Source organism: Caballeronia mineralivorans PML1(12) (assembly GCF_001028175.1).
Lineage (GTDB): Bacteria > Pseudomonadota > Gammaproteobacteria > Burkholderiales > Burkholderiaceae > Caballeronia > Caballeronia mineralivorans.
Genome location: NZ_AEJF01000258.1, coordinates 23,120 through 42,529, shown reverse-complemented (window position 1 = coordinate 42,529; position 19,410 = coordinate 23,120). Strand labels below are relative to the sequence as shown.

The following is a 19,410-nucleotide window of genomic DNA, read 5'->3' as shown; positions in this document are numbered from 1 at the left end:
TATCGGGGACGCCCGGGCGTGAGATCCAGGCCGGGCACGGACGACGCAGGCATCGATCCTAAAAAATCGCCAATGGAAAGAGCTCGTGAGAGGTACGAGCGGAGCAAGCTGATGAACGCATGGAGTGTCGAACTTCTCGCTTTCTACGCCACTGATCGCTAGCCGCAGCGTCTAGACATCACCGGTCTTTTCGCTGACAAGATGTTGGTGTTAGAAGTAAGACAATTCGTAATGCGAATTAAAATACAGAGTTTAGCCTCATGCTCTTAATTTCGAAATATCTACGCCGTAAAGGTGGCATGTCACCACCGAGGAGAAGATCATGAGGATGACCATAGGCAGGAAGCTCGCCGCAACGTTTGGGGCAGTAGTAGTCGTTTCTTTGATCGGAAACACGATCTCTATCATCAACTTCCTCCGGCTCAATCAAGCGAACGGCTGGAACGTCCGTAGCTACCAGATTCTCCGGACCAGCGACGACATGTTGAGCAATATGATCAAGATGGACGCGAGTGTGCGTGAATTCGTAGCGTCCGGAACTGAACGGGTGCTGCAGCCTTACAACGCGGGGAGCGATCAGTTTGCCAAGTCACTGAAGCTGTCCCGCTCCTTGACAGCCGACAATCCTGACCAGCAACAACGACTCAACACCCTAAGTGAGATGCGCACGAGGGTCAATGAAATCGACGAGAAGCTGATCGGATTGCGTAGAGAAGTAACCGCTGGCGAGCAGCCGTGGAACGCGCTGACGGACTATTTCAGACAGGGCAACGACAAGCAGTTCATGGAGCGCTATCGGGCGGTCGCGGCCCAATTCGACAGCGCCGAGCAGGCGCAGCTCGACAGACGCGCTGACGAGGTGGCAGAGATGACCCTGGCGACAAAGCTTGCGCTTGCTGTCGCGGGCGTCGTGACGGTGCTCCTCGCGATCGCGTTGGGGTCCTTGATTACCCGTGGGATCATCCGGTCGCTGGGTGGAGAGCCCGTGGACGCAGCGGAGGTTGCGGCGCGCATCGCGGAAGGCAACTTGGCGATTGCAGTGCCGGTGGCGCCGGACGATCACGGCAGTCTGATGGCGTCGCTGGATTCTATGCGGCAGCAGCTTAGAACCATCGTTGCAGGCATCCAGTCGTCAGCCGAATCGATGAAGATTTCGGCGGGAGAAATTGCACAGGGAAACAGGGATCTTTCCGAGCGCACGGAAGAGCAGGCAGCATCGCTTGAGCAGACGGCGGCGAGCATGGAGGAACTGACCTCGACGGTGCGTCAGAACACGGAAAACGCGAAACAGGCGAACGCGCTGGCTGGAGGAGCCTGTGCAGTCGCGCTGCGCGGAGGCGAAGCGGTACATCAGGTGGTCGAAACGATGCAGTCGATTTCACGCAGTTCGGATAAGGTCGCAGCAATCATTTCCGTGATCGAAGGGATTGCGTTCCAGACCAATATCCTCGCGCTCAATGCGGCGGTTGAGGCGGCGCGGGCCGGTGATCAGGGAAGAGGGTTCGCGGTGGTCGCTAGCGAAGTTCGAACGCTGGCGCAGCGCAGCGCTAGCGCGGCGAAAGAAATCAAGGAATTGATTACCGAGTCGGTCGAGCGTGTGGCTAAAGGTTCAGAGCAGGTTGAACGGGCCGGTGCGACGATGCACGACATCGTGAAGTCGGTGCGGCAGGTGACCGATATCATGGGCGAAATCACGGCGGCCTCGGAAGAGCAGGGAACCGGGATCGAGCAGGTGAACGACGCGGTCAGCCAGATGGACGAGGTTACGCAGCAGAACGCGGCGCTCGTCGAGCAGGCGTCGGCTGCCGCGCAGGCCATGTCTGAGCAGGCGACGGCGTTGCGGGACGCTGTCTCGGTCTTCAAAATCGAAGAAACGACCACTTCGGGTTCGGGAGTGTTCGACCAACGTCAGTCACTCGTCGCCGGACTGCGAAGTCTGCAACCGCAGGTGGATGACGCAACCGGCTGACGTCGAGATGAGTGGAGAGGTCGCCCGAGAGGGAGAGTAGGTCCACACCACGGGTTCGTGAGCAGGCCGAGCGTCGCAAGGCGCAGATTTTTTAGTCTAGAAGGCTACGATCACCTCGGCTACGGCAACGTACTGCGTTATCACGCGACGTCGACGCCGTAAAATCTACGTTAGAAGAAAGTGCAAGTTCAACGTTGAGTGACCAAAGGGAACCAGCAATGGAAGAAAAATGGAGAACTATCAGGAGCGAGTCTCTCTTAAAGGACCGCTGGATCGATGTGCGCGCTGATTATTGCGTTACACCAGGGGGGCAGGAGATTAGCCCATATTACGTGCTTTCTTATCCAGACTGGATACACGTAGTGGCGATTACGGCTGATGACCGCTTGGTCCTGGTACGCCAATATCGCCATGCGGCCGGCGATTTCTTTACAGAGGTACCTGCAGGAGCGGTTGAAAAAACTGACAGCGATATCGAGCAGGCAGCGCGTCGTGAACTCGAAGAAGAAACTGGGTTCACGGCAAAATCTTGGAGACATGTAAGTACGTTGCATGCGAATCCCGCGTCGCACACGAATCGGGTGCATATATACCTTGCGCTTGACGCCGTGTGTGATCAACAGCAACGCCTTGACCATGGAGAAGAAGGGCTGTCCGTTCATGTCATCCCCATTGCCCAGGTTCTTTCGAAGCTGCCGACGGGCTTTATTGGCCAGGCAATGCACGTATCTTCTATTCTGCTGGCGCTGAATGTTGCGGGGTATCTGAATGAAGCCATGACTGGCGCAGTCGTTTTGCTGTCCCCGCCGAGGGGAGTCAGACGTCCGCGCTGCGGCATTGGCCTTCGTTATCACGGATGCACGTGGCTGAAGCCGTGTGCATCAGGGTGAAAACTTCGGTCCGACGGAGGCCTGAAGAAGAGCCTGAGTGCAAAACAGGCTTTCCGAAGCCGACCAACTGTTAAGAATCGTCAGGCGCGAATCTCATCGTGGCGCGGGGCGCAGTCCCCATAACGACGCCGAATAGATTTAGGCAAGCCAACTCGCCATCGAAGATCAGGGTTGCAAAAATGGGATGGACCATAGATTTTGCACGCTCTCGTTTGAGCGACGCTGACTCATGGTCGTTACGAAATCGTCGGATTGTGAAGTTCCGCCCGACTTCTGGAAAAATATGTTCCAGAAGTCGGGCTGCAACGTGGCAACTTCGTAAGAGCCGCTTATAAACAGATAAACCCGGGCTTACGGAGACTTGTTCAGTATTCTGTTCGGGTACCGTCGTCAATACCGCGTCACGGCCAGATGCGCCGGCGCGTGATAACCGCACATCCGATTGCGCGTCGATGGGAACCTGAGGGTACTAACATGCAGAACCTACCTTATGGCCAGATTTTCTGCGGTGACTCGCCAGTATTGGTCGTGACTCCGCACACTGGGACCTCGGTGCCGGCGGAATTGCTTGTGAATCCGGCTTGGGTTCCTGTCCAAGGTCGTCAGGCCGACCCCTTTGGCGCGATTCTGCAAGCCGTCGCGATGAAGAGGGGGATAACCTGCGTTTCCGCTCTTTATCACCCGTGTGTAATCGACTTTAACGTCGCGCTCGACAATCGGCCTCTTTCCGCCAGGTTAAATCGTGTGGGATTGTGCAGAACGCACACGTCCAGAGGCGAGGCGCTATATGAGGAAGGACAGGAGCCGTCCGAGGCAGATGTGGACGCTCGGGTCGAGAAATACTGGAGGCCATTTCATGCGGCAGTCGCCATGGAGCTCCTACGCTTGCGCAGCATCCATGACAATGTCCAGATCTTGGTCTCACATGCAAACTGGTGGCTGTCACCGTATCGAGACCAGCCCGGGGCCGCCGACTGTAACATCGGGACCAACCGAGGGGCCGCCTGCGACAGGCAATTGGTAGCGGCAATCACTGAATCCGCGCAGGCATTCAATCGGTCATGGGTCGTTAATGGCAAACTTGCTGATGCATTTGCTGCACAACACTATGGCATGCCTGTCAGTGGAGTTCACGCGATGGAGATCGAGGTAGCGGGGCGTTGGCGGCTGGATTGCGAGTCGCGCGCCGCTACCTGTTTGGGCAGGGAGGCCGAGGATGATCCTGCGCTGATTCCGGCGCTGGAGGCCATTGAAGCAGTCTTGAAACAGATGCCCAAAAAAGAGCATGCCGCTCAGGCTGGCGTCGAGGCTAAGGGTCGCTCCGAATGATTGTGTCGGGGAGGTTGTTTTGCCCCAACGGCTATCCATGCTACATTTTGCTGTCACATCGTGGCCGACCATGAAAGAGAGCGTACCGGAACAATATCCTGACTGGGACCTGCTAGCCAGCTGGGTGGCAGTGGTGGAGGCCGGCTCCATTTCAGATGCGGCAAGTCGCCTTGCTATTTCGCAGGCCGGGGTCTCCCAGAGAATCAAGGCGCTGGAGACGATTCTCGACACTACGCTTCTTGACCGAGCGACGCGGCCAGCGCGACCCACCGCAGCAGGCCAGCGGCTCTTTGAACACGCGACTGTTCTGTTGCAGGGCGCCGACCAGATGGTTGAAAGCGTGCGCAACGTGACGAGAGCAAAGCGCGTGATTGTGCGGCTGGGTTGTGTCGATTCCTTTGCCGCGACCATTGGTCCAGTCATCATCAAGGCCCTCGCCGGCACGTCGCACCAGATTCGTTTGTGGTCTGGCATCACACCGACACTCGACGGTCAGCTTGAAGCACGGCAGCTTGACATGGCCGTCACTACTACCGGCCTCTCCCATGCGCCGGGCATTCGTCGACAGAAGCTCTTTTCCGAACCTTATTTTGTCGTGCTGCCCAAGGGCTTTGAGGTCGACCACTTTACGACGCTGGCTGACCTAAGTCGACATCTTCAGCTCATTCGCTACAGTGCCCGGTCTGTAATTGGCCAGCACGTCGACGCTTATCTGGCTGCAAATTCGGAGAACGTTGAACGAACATGTGAATTTGACGCGACAGACCCGATGCTAAGTCTCGTGGCCGCCGGTCTTGGCTTCGCAATCACCACACCGCTGTGTGTCTGGCAGTCCAGGCATTACGTGCCGGATTTGAGAGTGGTTCCGCTGTCGGCTTTCTCGCGACACGGGCGCCCCTACACCGGACTCAGCCGCTCGTTCTTTCTGGCATTTCGAGAAAACGAACTCGGACACCTTCCAACTGATCTCTACGACCTGCTCCGACGGGCTTACGAGCGTCAGGTGTCCCGTGACATCGCGAAGGCGTTGTCGCTTAAAGCTGAAGAAGTTTGTTTGCCGGAAGCGGGTTAGTCGTCGATGTCCGCACGGCCGGATTTTGGCTGCTGACGCGCTAGGCCGCCGTGCTTGAGCCGCGGGATTTCAGCAAGTCTCCATCAAGTAGCTCCTCCGTCGGGGCCACACCCGCACATGCCTTTCCATAACCGCGTCCGATTCAATGCATAAGGGCAGGTTTAACAAGTGGCCCCCCTTTTTGCAACGACTACTCTCGAAATTGCAGTTAGCCCTTGCAACAGGTCGGCCACGGAGAGTACGAAATCGCATTCGACGCGAGACGCCCCGCTTGCTCACGGTTCGTCCAATGGCTTTTCTTAAGGAGTAGGCGTGATTTCAGGTCCACAATTCCCGTTGCCGGCTAACGAGCCGGAAGTGCATTTCGGCCATGGAACCTCGGCGGCCCTTGAGCTGACCAAGGCACTCGAACAACGCGACGTCGTTGAAATCCCGACTGTTATCGGTGGCAAGCGTTATTTCTCGAACGACGTCGTAGAAGTGCGTGCGCCGCACGACCATCAACGACTGCTCGCTCGCATTCACCGGCCGTCTGAAGCTCAAATCACCGAGGCCATCGCCAGCTCGAAGGCGGTCGCACGGGATTGGGCGAGTCTGACGCACGCGAGTCGTGCAACCATTCTTCATCGGGCAGCGGAAATTGTCGCGACTCGCTCGCGTGTGAAGATTAACGCTGCAACGATGCTGGGCCAAAGCAAGACAGTTGAAGAGGCCGAGCCGGATAGCGCCTGCGAGCTCATCGATTTCCTGCGCTTCAACGCCTATAACGCGCAGCGCGTGTATGCGGAGCAGCCGATGTCGGTTTCGACCGCGGTGAACCGCACCGATTGGCGCCCCCTGGAGGGCTTTGTTTACGCCGTCTCGCCGTTCAACTTCACGGCTATCGGCGCAAATCTGACGACCGCACCCGCAATCATGGGTAATACGGTTCTCTGGAAACCATCTGAAAAGTCGGCGTTGGCCAACTACATCTTCTTCGAGGCGCTAGAGGAAGCCGGCCTGCCGCCGGGCGTTATCAACTTCGTACCGGGTGAAGCTGAATTGACGACGCGCCTCGCGCTGTCGTCGCGTGACCTCGCAGGCATTCACTTCACGGGTTCGTCAGCCGTGTTCCAGTCGCTATGGAAGGGCGTCGCGTCGAAGGTAGATTCGTTCCGGACAATTCCGCGTCTGGTCGGCGAAACCGGTGGCAAGGACTTCGTTCTGGCGCACGCATCTGCCAACGCTTCTGAAGTCGCAATCGCATTGATTCGCGGCGCCTTTGGATATCAAGGCCAGAAGTGCAGTGCGGCATCACGCGCGTACCTCCCGAGAAGCCTGTGGGGTGCCGTCGAGCAGGAGCTGCGTGAGCGTCTCGCGCAACTCAAGGTTGGCGACGTCGCCGATTTCAGCACGTTCATGGGTGCTGTGATTTCGCAGGCGTCGCATCAAAAGCTCAGCCGCGTCCTGTCTGCGGCGAAGGAAGACTCGGCAGTCAAGGTCGTCTCAGGGGGCAAGACTTGGTCTGATCCGGGCTACTTCGTCGAGCCGACTGTCCTGGAGGTCTCGGACCCGAAGCATGCGCTGATGACCGAAGAACTCTTCGGCCCGATTCTGTCGGTGTTCGTGTACGAAGACAACGCCTGGCCGGAAACGCTCGAGCTCATCGATGCGACGAGCCCATATGCCCTCACTGGCTCGATTTTCTGCACCGACCGCTTCGCTTTGCATCAGGCGGAAGATGCGCTCGTCAATGCGGCCGGCAACCTGTATCTGAACGACAAGCCGACCGGTGCAATGATTGGTCAGCAGCCGTTCGGTGGTGGCCGGGCAAGCGGCACCAATGACAAAGCGGGCTCGTATCTGAATCTGCTCCGTTGGGCGTCGCCACGAGTCGTTAAGGAAACGTACATGCCGCCGCGCGACTGGCAGTTCGGCGCGTAAGCCTGTTTCACGGCTTCCGTGAGCTAATGGGTCCGGCAAGACGACCTGTCTGCTGATGTTGGCCCACTTCGAACCTGCCACTCACGGCGAGATACCCCTCCGGGGAAGCCGATAAACCCTGCCCCCGGAGCGGCGCGACATCGGTATGGTGTTTCAGAGCTATGCGCTTTTCCCGCGCAAGTCGGGCGCTGAGAACTTGGCCTTTCCGCTGAGGGCGCGCAGAGTCTCGAAGGATGAAATCTTCTGCGCGATGACGGCCGCTCATTCTGCGCCCGTGAATTCAACGAGCCTTCGCGCATCGGGATACGACCGGTCATCGACAGGCGGGTAGCGGCTGCTTGCTCTTTCCCCATCGCGCGAGCGGCACAGAAGGCCAGCCTCGCGCGAGAGTTTCCGTTGAAAACAAACGGGCCACGCGGTCCGAGGGCGCTCATTGGCAGCGACGCAACCGCGGGCACAATCAATCTTCCGAAAGAAATGAGCAGAAGGGTTGCTCTTGTAGCCACGCGGCGATGCGGCTCTGTCCTGTCGTTGACATCAGGGATGATGAAGGCGACTGCCTCGTATCCCTCAAGCCATTGGGCTTCCTTGCAACGCGATGGGCCGAGGGTTTATCCCAGTGCAAGAGTCACTCTACGGTGCAGGGATGTCGATTAGATAACCGCGTCTTATGAAGATGGTAACTGGTACTGATGGTGCAACATCCTTGTTTTTGTCTTTCTATCGTGTCATTCATGCGACGTTCGGCGACCGGGCGACGACCAAAGCGAATTTTCATCCGAAGAAGGGCGAACAGATGAGCACGAAACACAAATACGCGGGCATCCTAACCGCGGTTCCCACCTCGCTCGACAGGGAGGGTCGATTCCAGCCAGCGCCTCTGCGGCGACACATCCAGCGCTTGACGTCCGCTGGGGCTGACGGAGTTGTACCGCTGGGTGGAACGGGTGAATATACCTCGCTCTCAGCAAGCGAGCGCCTGCGGGTCGTAGAGACTTCGATTGAGGCCGGCGCGGGCAAGCTTCATGTGGTGCCGGGCATTCTTTCACCTGGTATCGGCGACGCCGTCGATAACGCCAAGGCCTTTGTAGCCGCCGGCGCCAAGGCATTGATGGTAGTAACGCCGTATTATTTTCGTCCCACCCAAGACGGGATTGTCGATTACTACAGGAAATTTGCCGATGAAGTCGATGCGGAAATCATCCTGTATGAGATCCCGTATCGCACAGGTGTTTCGCTTCACTACGAGACTGTCGCGCGACTCGCGGAGTTGACCCGTGTCGTCGGTATCAAGGCATGCAATCCGGACCTCGCGCAGCAGATGCGGGCAGCAGAACTGACGGCCACCAAAATTGCGATCTTGAGCGGTGAGGAAGACGTTCTGCCGCTGCATGTAGCTATGGGAGCTGTCGGGGGGATTATTTCGAGCTCCAACCTGATTCCTAAGCAGTGGGCTAAAGTGTTGTCGCTTGCATCGAACGGGCACCTTCAGGAAGCGGTCGCGCTGCATGCAACTTTGCGCCCCCTCATCGATGCGATTTTTGCCGAGCCAAATCCGGCCCCAGTCAAGGCGGCGCTCGCACTGCAGGGATTAGATTTCGGCGATGTCCTGACGCCGATGCTACCGGCCTCGAATGCGCTACGGGAGCGACTGGCGACGGTCATTCCGCCCATCCTGGCGCGTGAAATCGAGTAGACCGCTCATCACATAAAGGCCAAAGCCATGTCAGCTGATTCCAAAATCATTCTGCCCCGCCGCCGCTTCCTGCAGGTTGCAGGAACGACACTGCTATCGACCGCCATCGCGGCACCCATGGTTATCACCTCACGCAAGGCCGCGGCGGCCAGCAACCTGACGGTTGTGAGTTGGGGTGGAAACTACCATGCGGGTGTCCAGGAGACACTTGCCACACCGTTCGAGAAAGAGTTCGGCGTGCACGTGACGCTGGTGGATACGCCGGACCTCGCGAAAGTGAAGGCTCAGGTGATGACGAACAACGTTCAATGGGACGTTTTCGACGCAGTAGGTCCGATGGCGATGACGGGCTCGAAAAACGGTTACTGGGAGCCGCTTGACCCGGCATTGTTCAATGCCCGCGACCTCATCGCGCCGATGACGAAAGACGCCGTGCCCCTCTATGGATTCACAGGCGGAATCTGTTGGGACAACAGCAAATTTCCGGATGGCAAGCATCCACAGACCTTTGCTGAGTACTTCGACTTCAAGAAGTTTCCAGGACAGCGGACCCTGCGCAACCGTGCGAGCGAGACGATGGAAATTGCATTGCTCGCTGACGGGGTAACTCCGGAAAAACTTTACCCGCTTGACGTCGAACGAGCATTTAAATCGCTGAATCGTATCAAGCCATATATTGGCAACTGGGTAGACCAGACGCCGCAAACCGTCACGCTTGTCGAGACCGGTCAGGTTGACTTCAGCTACACCTACTCGACGCGCGTCAAGGCGGCTCAAGAAGCCAACAAACCTATCAACTTCTCGTTCAAGCAGAATCTGATTGGTCTTGAGTATCTAGTGGTTTTGAAGAACTCGCCGAACAAGGCGAATGCCATGAAGTTTTTGCAATTCGCCCTGCGTCCGGACCGGCAGGCCGCCCTGATGGATGCGCTTGGCAATACGCCAGCGAGTCGCAGCGCTTTGCCAATGGTGAAGCCGGAGGTGCGAAAGTGGCTGTCGGACCCATCCAACAAGATGAACGTTGTCAGCAACGACGTATGGTGGGCTGACCATTACGATGAACTAACCTTGCGATTCAAGGAGTGGGTGCTTAGCTGATTGAGCACTGTTCCCGATGCCCGTCTGTATGCATAGGGGTTTGGATTAAGGAGGGGTTATGAAATCACGTGTTGACGGACTGCTGTACGTCGGGCCCGTGACGGTATTTCTGTTTTTCGTATTGTTCGTCCCGCTCGCCTATGTCGTCTACACGAGTTTCTGGATTGCGGGCGGCCCCTCGCTGTCGGCGTACCAACGACTCCTGGGAAGCGAGTTGTTTCTTCGCACGCTCTGGTCAACGTTCGAAATCAGCATCACCGCATCGGTGGCCAGTCTGCTGTTGGGCTATCCCATCGCGATGCATCTGGCGAAGCAAACACCGCGCAAGCGCGCCATTTACATGGTGTTGGTACTCGTACCATTCTGGACAAGCATTCTGGTCAAGAGCTATGCCTTCACCATCCTGCTGGGCCGGGACGGGCTCGTGAACAAGTTGCTATCGGCGGCGTTTCACACCCAGGTGCAACTGCCCATGCTATTCAACCGGTTCGGCGTGATGGTAGGGATGACAAACTACCTGATTCCCTTCATCGTGTTTCCGGTCCTCGCGAGTCTTCTCTCGATCGACAAGTCCTTGTATCGGGCGTCCGAAATCATGGGCGCGAAGCCGCCGCGCATCTTCTTTCGCATTACGTTGCCGTTGAGTCTTCCGGGAGTGGCAGCCGCAACATTGAGCACGACCGTGATGTCTATGGGATTCTTCGTCATACCGGCGCTGCTGGGAGGGCGCAAGGACGCGATGATGTCCAATCTCGTCGACTTCTATACCCGGGAGACGATGGACTGGAACATCGCATCCGCAATCGGTGTGATTCTGCTTGCAATCGTCACGTTGGCAGCGATGGCCGCGGACCAGTTTCAGCGGCGCGACTCGAAGAAAAGGGTGATGGCATGACAACATCCATTGATATGGTTCCTCCGGCTGCTGCGGCTACCGGAGTGGTTGTCGATAGGCAGGAACGGCGCTACGGTCGACTTCGCAACGTAATAGCGTTTGCGGTTTATGCGTTCATCCTTGTGCCGACCTTGATCGTCATTCCGATTTCGTTTGGAGGGAACGGCGAACTGACCTTTCCGCCGCGGGTCTGGTCTCTCGAGTTGTATGAGCAGTTATTCAGCTCGTCTTCGTGGATGGGTCCAATCCTGCAGAGCCTCAAGGTCGCCGGATTGACGATGGTCGTCTCGATACTGATTGGTGTCCCGGCGTCGTACGGCCTTGTGCGGTTCGACTTTCCCGGAAAGAGGTTGGTGATGCTGCTTCTCATGAGCCCGATTCTTGTGCCCGTCATCGTGATCTCGCTCGGGTTGTACCTCTATCTGTCGAGACTCCATCTCGTCGGGACGACGGCGGGTCTGGTCGCCAGTCATGTTGCGTACGTGACGCCGTTCATGATGATGACTGTGATGGCCGGCGTAAAAAAGCTGGACCCTGCTCTGGAGTTCGCGACAACCATCATGGGAGCGAATCGCAGGACCGTCTTTTTCAAGGTTGTGTTGCCGCAGTTGAGGCCATCGATTTTCGCTGGCGCATTGTTCGCGTTCCTCGTGTCCTTCGATGAAGTCGTCATCGCGTGGTTTCTCACGAGTCCGACGACGACGACTTTGCCAGTCAAGATGTACAGCAGCATTCAGTGGGATATTTCACCGGTGATCGCCGCGGTGTCGGCTCTTCTTACGGTGCTTTCGCTGGTGTTTTGTTGTGTTTCCGTGTTTCTGCAGCCAGCAGCAGAGTCGTCACATTGAGGTCGGAGAAAAGCATGTCACACGTACTGCTCGAGAACAACGGGCGGCCTTCGGCCCAAACGAATCCATCCGTCAACGGAAATTTGAACACCATGTCGACCTCAATCGACACCGTGGAGAACATGATTGTTTTCCGGGGTATCAGCAAGAGCTACGGGAGTTCGGTGGCGTTGCATCACACCGACTTTACGGTGCGCAAAGGCGAGTTTCTAAGCCTGCTGGGTCCAAGCGGCTCAGGCAAAAGTACCATCCTCAACATCATCGCCGGGGCCGTGGCTCCTTCTACAGGAAGCATCGCGCTGGACGGGAAGGACGTATCTACGCTCCCGCCGCGTGAACGCGGACTAGGCATGGTCTTTCAGAACTATGCCTTGTTGCCGCATCTGAACGTATTTGACAATGTTGCCTTTCCGTTGCGCATCCGGGGAGTTGGCAAGCCGGAGATTCAACAACGCGTTCGCAATGCGCTGGAACGGGTCGGTCTGACAGGCTACGAGAACCGGAAGCCGCGTGAGATGTCAGGCGGTCAGCAACAGCGGGTTGGCATTGCCCGTTGCATTGTTTACTCCCCGTCAGTCATCTTGATGGACGAGCCGCTGGGCGCACTGGACAAGAAGCTTCGTGACCAGCTTCAAGGTGAGATCAAGCGCCTGCATCGCGACTTGGGCACAACGCTTGTGTACGTCACGCACGACCAGGAAGAAGCGCTGAATCTATCCGACCGCGTGTGTCTGATGAACGGCGGACGCATCGCGCAACTCGGTACGCCCGATGAGCTTTACTTCGAGCCGACCAGCGAATTTGTTGCGGACTTCGTCGGTGAATCCAATCTGCTCGAAGGCGTCGTCCAATCAGGTGACACGGTCCTGGTAAATGGCAATTGGGCGCTTGGAGTCCGGAGCACTGAGGGACATGCCACGGGTTCAAAGGTGAAGGTGCTCGTGCGCCCGGAAAAGATTTCGGTACTCGAGGGCGAAGAATCGACGGTGCCGGGTGCCGATGGGATGAATGAGTGCACGGGTGTCATTTCCCAGATTTCGTTTGTCGGTGGCATGACGAGGTTCGAGTTGACTACCGCCTCGGGCTCGACTCTCCTTGTAAAGACCATTTCCGCGCGGGCTGCCGAGCGCTCGCCAATGGGGCGCCCACTTACCGTTCGCTGGTCGGCGCGCGACAGCGCGGTTCTGAAGAAATAATCCCGATATGAATTCAAATAGCCTGGTCGCCGCAATGAGGGAGTTGGTGGGTAACGCCAACGTGGTAGACGCACCGTCTGATATGGAGCCGCATCTGATCGACTGGCGCAAGCGTCATTCCGGAAAGGCTGCCTGCGTCGTGTTTCCTCGAACGACCGCGCAAGTGTCGAAGGTGCTCGCATTTTGCAATGACAATGCCGTCAAGGTGTTTCCGCAGGGCGGCAACACCAGTGTGTGCGGTGGCTCAGTGCCGGACAACAGCGGCCAGAGCGTGCTGCTGAATATGCGCAAGATGAATCGCGTCATCGAGTTGAACCCTCGGAACAATTCGATGACTGTCGAGGCTGGTTGCGTGCTCGCGGACATACAGGCCGCGGCGCTGGAAGCCGACCGCCTGTTCCCGCTGACGCTCGGCGCTGAAGGTTCCTGCCAGATTGGGGGAAACATTGCGACGAACGCCGGGGGCACCAATGTGCTCCGTTTCGGTAACACCCGTGACCTGATTCTGGGTATCGAGGTGGTTCTTGCTGATGGCCGTATCTGGAACGGTTTGCGCTCGTTGAGAAAGAACAATAGCGGTTACGACCTGAAGAACCTGTTTATCGGCTCGGAGGGGACGCTTGGCGTTGTCACGGCGGCGACTCTGAAACTATTTCCGCGGCCACGCGCGGTCGCGACCGCGATGTTGGGAGTGGAAACCGTTTCCGCAGCGGTCGACGAAGGTCTCAAGCTGCAAGCCGCATTCCCCGGTGAACTCGTCGGCCTCGAACTGATTTCGCAAAGCGAGTTCGACATTTCGCTGCGACACGCTGCCAATACGAGAAACCCCTTTCAGAAGACTCCAAGTTGGACTGTTCTTGTTGAACTCGCCGCAGCGACGGGAACAAGTGAATCCCTCGCTGACAAGTTGACGGACGCACTGAGCGACTCATTCAGCGATGGCGTAGTCCAGGACGCTGTCATTGCCTCAAGTGAGCAACAGCGTGAAGACATCTGGCGTATCCGTCATAGCGTCACCGAGGCGAACGGCCGCGAAGGTATGGGGCTCACTCATGACATCGCCGTGCCCACATACCGGATTCCGGATTTCGTCGAGCTTGCTGGGCGTGCGCTGGCGGAACACCATCCGGCGGCTGTGCCTGTGGTTGTCGGGCACATGGGAGATGGGAATCTTCACTACATCGCAATGTTCAAGCACGAATACTGGGCGAGCGTCGAGGACAAGGCTGCCGTTCAACTGAAACTCAGCCATCTTCTCTATGACATCGCGGCCGGAATGGGGGGTACGTTCAGCGCCGAACATGGAATCGGCTCGCTGCACGTGTCGGAGATGGGGGTATACAAAGATGCGGCCGAAATTGCCCTGATGCAGGAATTCAAGCAACTGCTCGACCCAAGGGACACGATGAATCCGGGTCGTGTGCTCCCTAAAGCAACTGCTGCGTTCCAGAGCGACTGAATGGCGTTCGCCAACATCGCTGACTATCGTTCTGCTGCGAAGCGATTCCTCCCGACGTTCGCATTCAGTTACCTTGAGGGTGGGGCAGAAGATCAGCTAACCATGCGGCGCAACCGGCTCGCCTTCGAGCGTGTCATGTTTGCGCCGCGGGTGTTGATTGACGTCACCTCCGTGAACACAGAGGTGACGCTCGCGGGCACCGCCGCAGCCTGGCCAGCGGTCGTCGGCCCGACGGGTCTAAACGGACTCTACCGCCGCGAGGCGGAGGAGACATTGGCCCGGTCCGCCTGTGCAGCTGGTCTGCCGTTCGTTCTGTCGACCGCATCCACGAGTCTCCTTGAAGATGTCCGGAAGGCGTCGGACGGAGACCTTTGGCTGCAACTCTACGTACAGCAGGACCGAAGAATCGCGGAAGACATGATGGCGCGCGCCAATGCGTCCGGTTTTTCGACGCTTCTGCTGACGGTCGACACACCGGTTACCGGCCAACGCGACCACTACGTCAGAACGGGTTTCACGCTGCCGCTCCGGTGGACCTCAAAGCTGGTGTGGGACATTGCAACCCATCCACGCTGGACTGCGCAGGTCGGAGTGCATGGTGTCCCCGAACTGGTCAACCTTGCCCGCAGCGCTCGACTGGATCCCGGGATTGAAGCACAGGCTGCAGCCCTGAGCCGGCAAATGGATATGTCGCTTGACTGGAGCGACCTCGCCTGGGTGCGCCGTCACTGGCCAGGGAAGCTACTTGTCAAAGGCATACAAACTGTCGCCGACGCGGCTATGGCTTCGCGACATTGTGTCGATGGCGTGGTGCTCTCGAACCATGGTGGCCGCCAACTCGATGGAGCGCTCAGCTCGCTCGAAATACTCGCGGACACGGTGTCCTCCACGCCGAGCGGGTTCATTATTTTGATTGATGGTGGTATCCGTCGCGGAAGTGACATTGCGAAAGCGGTGGCGCTTGGCGCCCACGGCGTGCTGCTGGGGCGTGCCCCGCTTTACGGCCTCGCCGCGTCTGGCATGAGAGGGGTAAGTGACGTTCTTTCCATGCTGAGAAATGAACTGGAGATTTGCTTGCGGCTTCTTGGCTGTCCCAACATCGCGTCACTTGATGCGAGTTACCTCGCTGGTACGCATGATTCGTGTGCCAGGGAAGATTATACGGAGGGAGCTGAAACCATGGAGATTAAGCTGTGATTGGACCTGATTTTCGATATCACCAAGGCACCATACCATTGCTGATTTCTATTCCACATCTTGGTACTGAAATTGCTGACCCTATCAGAAGCCACCTCACGGAAGTTGCCTCAGAAGTCGCCGACACAGACTGGCATCTGGACAAGCTATACGAATTCGCCAAATTATCGGGAGCGTCGGTACTCGGCGCTCGATATTCCCGCTACGTAATTGACCTCAACCGGCCGGCAAGCTGGGTACGTCACTCGAGAGTATGGTCGCCCTGAGCAGGGTGGTTGAGCGGATGGTTCTGGCCGCTATCAACGCGATGCGTGCGCTGCCCGTCAAATCCAACAAGCTCTAGCCTTTTCGCAATCACGTCGGCCACGCTCGACAACGTGATTGAGTCTTTTTCGCTCCCAAAAGAACAACCGTATCGGCGATAACTTCGCAGAGACGGCTAAATTTCTCAGCGACAGGAGACGCGTGCGCAGTCCTTTCACGGAGCGCTTATATCGCTGCTGTCAACGCGGGCAGGACCTCGAACAAGTCGCCGACGAGACCGTAGTCGGCAACTCCAAAGATAGGCGCGTCAGCATCTGTGTTAAATAAAGCGGGAGCATTCCGAGGCGACGGACAGAGATCACGCATACAACGAAGGAAGCGGCCAATTGTCTTGACACAAGTCGCATGGCAACGGGTAACGGAGTGATGCGGCCGAGACGCTCGCTATCTCTTGTGGCGCTTTGAAACTGAGCTCTATGGCCACGCGGCTACCGATCAACCGGACGCAAGAATGCTGCAAACAAGTCTTCACGGTCTGATGTTCACACGACAAAGGACGGTCGGGCGTAATAGCGGAATGGCCGCAGCTGGCCGGCCAGCCAATCACACATCGTTCGAAGACCGCTTTCGGGACCCGAACCGGTCATTCAAAGACGCCCGTCATTGCCTCATTTTATTGTCACTGCTTCGGAGGAACGAATCCCTCAGTGATAACTACCGAGCCTTCAGTTGACTCGACGCGGAATTTCCTTGCGGCCGTATATTCCGGTGAGTTGTAGAATCGCTGGGCGTCGGCCAAGCTCGGAAACTCGGCGATGGCCATGACTGATTTTGGCTTGTCCTCCACCGCGGTCGCATTCAGGTTAAAGACAATGATCTTGCCGCCATATTTAGGAGCAAGTGGCCCGGCCGCTTCCATGTATCTCTTGAAGCCGGCTTGGTCCTTGATTGTGTAGTTGGCAATCATGTAGCCAGGCGGCTGCACACTCTGCGCATGGACCACCGCCGCAAGAGCCAGTGCAGTAGCCGCGGTCATGCCGACAATGTGTTTCTTCATTTTAGGGCCTCTATCTCAAATTGAGGAAATTTGATCAAGTCAATGGTTTGACTGGAAAATTCATCTTGTCGTTGCGTTGGCTAGGCTTGGTCGGTCGACATGATCCACAACTCGCTCACGGACGCGCGGCGTGAGCGGGTGACCATGTAGGAGACGCCATCGGCGATGTCCTCGGCTTGGAGAACATCAGTGGTCTTGTAGAAGGTGTTGATGCTGTCGCACATCGCACCGCTGTTGTGCGAGCCCAATTCCGTGTCGACACCACCGGGCTCAACGACGCCCACCCGGACGTGCTTCTTGGTCATCTCCTGCCGGAGCGATTCGGTGAAGGGCGAGGCTTGTTAGTTCAAGCCTGATTGACCAGCCTGAGCTGCGAGAGGTATCGCAGCTACGTTGTACGGAAGTTAAAGACTCATCCTGGAATGCTTCCTCAGTTCCAGGCTCTGAAACCTGCAGTGGGCAGCGACAATCATCTTGTCCGGCGTGACAGGTACGGCCCAGCAGAAGCAACTGCCGTTTAGTCGGCGACTCCGGTTGCTCGCTCTTTAATCGGCCGTCGAACCGATTTACGCCCGGTTTTGGTGGCCGGTTAGGTCGATATTGTGTCCGGCCCAAAAGACGCCGTTGTATATAGTTCAACCATCGGCCAGGCGTCTTGTTCCCGTCACCACGAGGCTCTCTCATGCCATTCATTCCCGCTGCAAATTTCGTGGTGCTCGAGCTGGTCGGCGGAATCACCGGAGGTTTTGGTCCAGCTCAGTTGGCGTTCGTACGCAATCTCAGCGACGGTAATCGCGATGGCGGGCCTGGCGGACACGGTTGGCGCGTCCCACCGAACCATGCTCTCGTGGTTACGGGTGTTGATTGGCAATACAACCACCCTCAAGGGGCAGCGTTCGCGGGGACCCGCCAGATATTCAGGTTGTTTCTGCAAAATCTTGCAAACCCCACTCTAATCGAAAGAGTGTTCGAATCGAGCATTCTTCTCGGCAGTAAGGGCGAAGCTGGAATCAGCGAAGCGCTGTCTGTTGGGTTTGTCGTGTCGTCGCAAGCACGCCTCGTTCCCGACGTAACTCCGGGTCCCGAAGGACCTCCGTCTGGCATCAACCATGCCATCGTGCGCGGATATCTGATTCCTGATGCGTAAGAGCGGTTGCGTAAGCAGGCACGCCGAATATGCTAACGAGGTGATTCGCTATCCCTCAGGCGACGCCTTCGCCGCAGTCCTCCAGGCGTCCGGACTTGGCCGGCCACCTGCGCTCGGAACAAATTCCTGCACAAAGTTATAGAAAACGAGATCCTCCCACATCGCGGCACGGTCCTCAGCTTTCAACTGGTGCGCCACGGTCAAACCGAAAAGTGTGCATGCAATTGTGGTGAAGAACCTGCCCTTCGCCTTCTGCCCCAGCCACCGATCGCGGCACGGAGAGCGGACTGCGGCAAACCACGCAATTAAACGCAAACAAAATAGTTTGCAAAACACCCTGCAAGAACAAACATAATTGTTTAACATTGGTTCACGTTAAACAACACGGAGGGGTGGTGAAACAGAGTGAGTTCAGAAGGTAGTTAGCTGAACAGGGCGCGCGGTTCGAAGAAGGTGCGAATCACACGAAGATCTACCTGAACGGCAAACAAACCACCCTTCCGAGGCATCCTTCGAAGGAACTAAAAGAAGGCACAAGGAAGGCGATTTTGAAATAGCTTGGTCTGAAATGAGGGACGGCCCCGAAAGGGGTCTTCTCGGCACCGCTTCTCAATGACAATGGAGTGTCACTATGTTGCGTTATCCAGCAAGGTTTGAACCGGACGACGGCGGATTTGTTATCACGTTCCGGGACATTCCCGAGGCTATTACCGAAGGGGATACTATCGAGGAGGCTCGCGCCATGGCGGCCGACGCGTTGCTCACGGCAATGGATTTTTACTTTGAAGACAAGCGCCCGGTACCTTTACCCTCGAAGGCGAAGAAGGATGAGGAGTTGGTCGCATTGCCGGCCAGCGTGTCAGCGAAGATCTTGTTGCTGAATGAAATGCTCAAGCAGAAGGTTACGCCGGCGGAACTCGCACGCCGGCTGCATACGCGATCGCAGGACGTCAATCGCATCGTTACCCTGAACCACGCGACAAAGATCGACACCATCGCCGAGGCTCTCGCGGCAATGGGGAAACAACTCGAACTCACTGTATCGTAGATCGTCACCCCCTCAGACCCGCGCCCGTCAAAAGCATCTGACGGGCTTTTTTTCGCTCACGGCGGGTACTGAACGTGTCCGGGAAAGAACTCATAACTCGGCGGGACGCTAGGCCGGATAAGGCGCGCTTCACGGGCCGAATATGTTCAGGATGGAAAAAGGAGGATTGAACATGTTCACCGACACTGATGACGCTTGCCGGAAACTGCTTACGGTGATAAAGCGATCTTGTATTGCTCGTCGCGCAATCCCGCGCGACCGGCTCGTCATCCTGAGCGGAGAGAGTGTACTGGAACGAAACTGTGTACGTTCGGCACATCCA

The 19,410-nt window shown here is 57.1% G+C and carries 16 protein-coding genes and 4 pseudogenes; 17 read left to right on the top strand and 3 right to left on the bottom strand.

Annotation, left to right across the window (positions count from 1 at the left end):
* Positions 1-328: 328 nt before the first annotated feature.
* From EOS_RS41710 to EOS_RS45390, 14 genes and pseudogenes are all read left to right on the top strand, one after another.
* Positions 329-1,969 carry a methyl-accepting chemotaxis protein gene (locus EOS_RS41710; protein WP_200908769.1) on the top strand — a complete coding sequence of 547 codons (1,641 nt, stop codon included), beginning with the start codon at positions 329-331 and terminating at the stop codon, positions 1,967-1,969.
* A gap of 218 nt (positions 1,970-2,187) precedes the next feature.
* Complete coding sequence (locus tag EOS_RS45400; protein ID WP_075645498.1) at positions 2,188-2,859, top strand: NUDIX hydrolase; 672 nt, start codon at positions 2,188-2,190, stop codon at positions 2,857-2,859.
* Between the two features lie 474 nt (positions 2,860-3,333).
* A complete protein-coding gene (locus tag EOS_RS41700; RefSeq protein WP_047898091.1) occupies positions 3,334-4,188 on the top strand; it encodes an N-formylglutamate amidohydrolase in 855 nt (284 codons plus the stop codon).
* A 70-nt stretch (positions 4,189-4,258) separates the two neighbouring features.
* Positions 4,259-5,260, top strand: a complete 1,002-nt coding sequence (locus EOS_RS41695) for a LysR family transcriptional regulator (protein WP_047898137.1) — start codon at positions 4,259-4,261, stop codon at positions 5,258-5,260.
* A 312-nt stretch (positions 5,261-5,572) separates the two neighbouring features.
* Entirely contained in the window at positions 5,573-7,183 is a 1,611-nt protein-coding gene (gene pruA / locus EOS_RS41690) for an L-glutamate gamma-semialdehyde dehydrogenase (protein ID WP_047898090.1), read from the top strand.
* Positions 7,184-7,208: 25 nt separating this feature from the next.
* A pseudogene (locus tag EOS_RS48655) lies at positions 7,209-7,421 on the top strand (ATP-binding cassette domain-containing protein); the annotation flags it as partial.
* 432 nt (positions 7,422-7,853) lie between these two features.
* Positions 7,854-8,879 (top strand): 4-hydroxy-tetrahydrodipicolinate synthase, encoded by a 1,026-nt coding sequence (gene dapA, locus EOS_RS41680; RefSeq protein WP_235443135.1) that lies wholly within the window; start codon positions 7,854-7,856, stop codon positions 8,877-8,879.
* A 27-nt stretch (positions 8,880-8,906) separates the two neighbouring features.
* Entirely contained in the window at positions 8,907-9,977 is a 1,071-nt protein-coding gene (locus EOS_RS41675) for an ABC transporter substrate-binding protein (protein WP_047898088.1), read from the top strand.
* A 58-nt stretch (positions 9,978-10,035) separates the two neighbouring features.
* Entirely contained in the window at positions 10,036-10,872 is an 837-nt protein-coding gene (locus EOS_RS41670) for an ABC transporter permease (RefSeq protein WP_047898087.1), read from the top strand.
* Entirely contained in the window at positions 10,869-11,720 is an 852-nt protein-coding gene (locus EOS_RS41665; RefSeq protein ID WP_053064258.1) for an ABC transporter permease, read from the top strand. The genes EOS_RS41670 and EOS_RS41665 overlap by 4 nt, the downstream gene beginning before the upstream one ends.
* Positions 11,609-12,916 (top strand): ABC transporter ATP-binding protein, encoded by a 1,308-nt coding sequence (locus EOS_RS41660; protein ID WP_235443134.1) that lies wholly within the window; start codon positions 11,609-11,611, stop codon positions 12,914-12,916. Before EOS_RS41665 ends, EOS_RS41660 begins: the two co-directional genes overlap by 112 nt.
* A 7-nt stretch (positions 12,917-12,923) precedes the next feature.
* Positions 12,924-14,375: an FAD-binding oxidoreductase gene (locus tag EOS_RS41655; protein WP_047898086.1), complete on the top strand. Its 1,452-nt coding sequence runs from the start codon at positions 12,924-12,926 to the stop codon at positions 14,373-14,375.
* Positions 14,376-15,572, top strand: a complete 1,197-nt coding sequence (locus EOS_RS41650) for an alpha-hydroxy acid oxidase (protein WP_047898085.1) — start codon at positions 14,376-14,378, stop codon at positions 15,570-15,572. It abuts the gene before it with no gap.
* A pseudogene (locus EOS_RS45390) lies at positions 15,572-15,802 on the top strand (N-formylglutamate amidohydrolase); the annotation flags it as partial. The gene EOS_RS41650 and the pseudogene EOS_RS45390, both read left to right, overlap by 1 nt.
* 259 nt (positions 15,803-16,061) lie before the next feature.
* Here EOS_RS45390 and EOS_RS46830 read toward each other — a convergent pair.
* The 3 genes and pseudogenes from EOS_RS46830 to EOS_RS41640 form a co-directional block, all read right to left on the bottom strand.
* Positions 16,062-16,157: pseudogene (locus EOS_RS46830) on the bottom strand (electron transfer flavoprotein subunit alpha/FixB family protein); the annotation flags it as partial.
* A gap of 358 nt (positions 16,158-16,515) precedes the next feature.
* On the bottom strand, positions 16,516-16,893 hold the full coding sequence (locus tag EOS_RS41645) for a DUF1330 domain-containing protein (RefSeq protein ID WP_047898084.1): 378 nt from the start codon (positions 16,891-16,893) through the stop codon (positions 16,516-16,518).
* A gap of 80 nt (positions 16,894-16,973) precedes the next feature.
* Positions 16,974-17,198: a hypothetical protein gene (locus EOS_RS41640; RefSeq protein ID WP_053064256.1), complete on the bottom strand. Its 225-nt coding sequence runs from the start codon at positions 17,196-17,198 to the stop codon at positions 16,974-16,976.
* A gap of 377 nt (positions 17,199-17,575) precedes the next feature.
* On the opposite strand from EOS_RS41640, the gene EOS_RS41635 reads away from it, so the two are divergent.
* The 3 genes and pseudogenes from EOS_RS41635 to EOS_RS41630 all read left to right on the top strand — a co-directional run bounded on the left by EOS_RS41635 (position 17,576) and on the right by EOS_RS41630 (position 19,088).
* Positions 17,576-18,040, top strand: coding sequence for a hypothetical protein (locus EOS_RS41635; RefSeq protein WP_047898083.1), 465 nt, complete (start codon positions 17,576-17,578; stop codon positions 18,038-18,040).
* A gap of 443 nt (positions 18,041-18,483) precedes the next feature.
* A pseudogene (locus EOS_RS45385) lies at positions 18,484-18,597 on the top strand (type II toxin-antitoxin system HicA family toxin); the annotation flags it as partial.
* Positions 18,598-18,671: 74 nt separating this feature from the next.
* Entirely contained in the window at positions 18,672-19,088 is a 417-nt protein-coding gene (locus EOS_RS41630) for a type II toxin-antitoxin system HicB family antitoxin (protein WP_047898082.1), read from the top strand.
* Positions 19,089-19,410 lie beyond the last annotated feature (322 nt).

Excerpts from the sequence above, each read along its gene's own strand:
- EOS_RS41670 (WP_047898087.1), top strand. The coding sequence starts at position 10,036 with ATGAAATCACGTGTTGACGGACTGCTGTACGTCGGGCCCGTGACGGTA.
- EOS_RS41650 (WP_047898085.1), top strand. The coding sequence starts at position 14,376 with ATGGCGTTCGCCAACATCGCTGACTATCGTTCTGCTGCGAAGCGATTC.
- EOS_RS41710 (WP_200908769.1), top strand. The coding sequence starts at position 329 with ATGACCATAGGCAGGAAGCTCGCCGCAACGTTTGGGGCAGTAGTAGTC.
- EOS_RS41700 (WP_047898091.1), top strand. The coding sequence starts at position 3,334 with ATGCAGAACCTACCTTATGGCCAGATTTTCTGCGGTGACTCGCCAGTA.
- EOS_RS41665 (WP_053064258.1), top strand. The coding sequence starts at position 10,869 with ATGACAACATCCATTGATATGGTTCCTCCGGCTGCTGCGGCTACCGGA.
- EOS_RS41630 (WP_047898082.1), top strand. The coding sequence starts at position 18,672 with ATGTTGCGTTATCCAGCAAGGTTTGAACCGGACGACGGCGGATTTGTT.
- EOS_RS41695 (WP_047898137.1), top strand. The coding sequence starts at position 4,259 with ATGAAAGAGAGCGTACCGGAACAATATCCTGACTGGGACCTGCTAGCC.
- EOS_RS41635 (WP_047898083.1), top strand. The coding sequence starts at position 17,576 with ATGCCATTCATTCCCGCTGCAAATTTCGTGGTGCTCGAGCTGGTCGGC.
- EOS_RS41675 (WP_047898088.1), top strand. The coding sequence starts at position 8,907 with ATGTCAGCTGATTCCAAAATCATTCTGCCCCGCCGCCGCTTCCTGCAG.
- EOS_RS45400 (WP_075645498.1), top strand. The coding sequence starts at position 2,188 with ATGGAAGAAAAATGGAGAACTATCAGGAGCGAGTCTCTCTTAAAGGAC.
- EOS_RS41645 (WP_047898084.1), bottom strand. The coding sequence starts at position 16,893 with ATGAAGAAACACATTGTCGGCATGACCGCGGCTACTGCACTGGCTCTT.
- dapA (WP_235443135.1), top strand. The coding sequence starts at position 7,854 with ATGAAGATGGTAACTGGTACTGATGGTGCAACATCCTTGTTTTTGTCT.
- EOS_RS41640 (WP_053064256.1), bottom strand. The coding sequence starts at position 17,198 with ATGACCAAGAAGCACGTCCGGGTGGGCGTCGTTGAGCCCGGTGGTGTC.
- EOS_RS41655 (WP_047898086.1), top strand. The coding sequence starts at position 12,924 with ATGAATTCAAATAGCCTGGTCGCCGCAATGAGGGAGTTGGTGGGTAAC.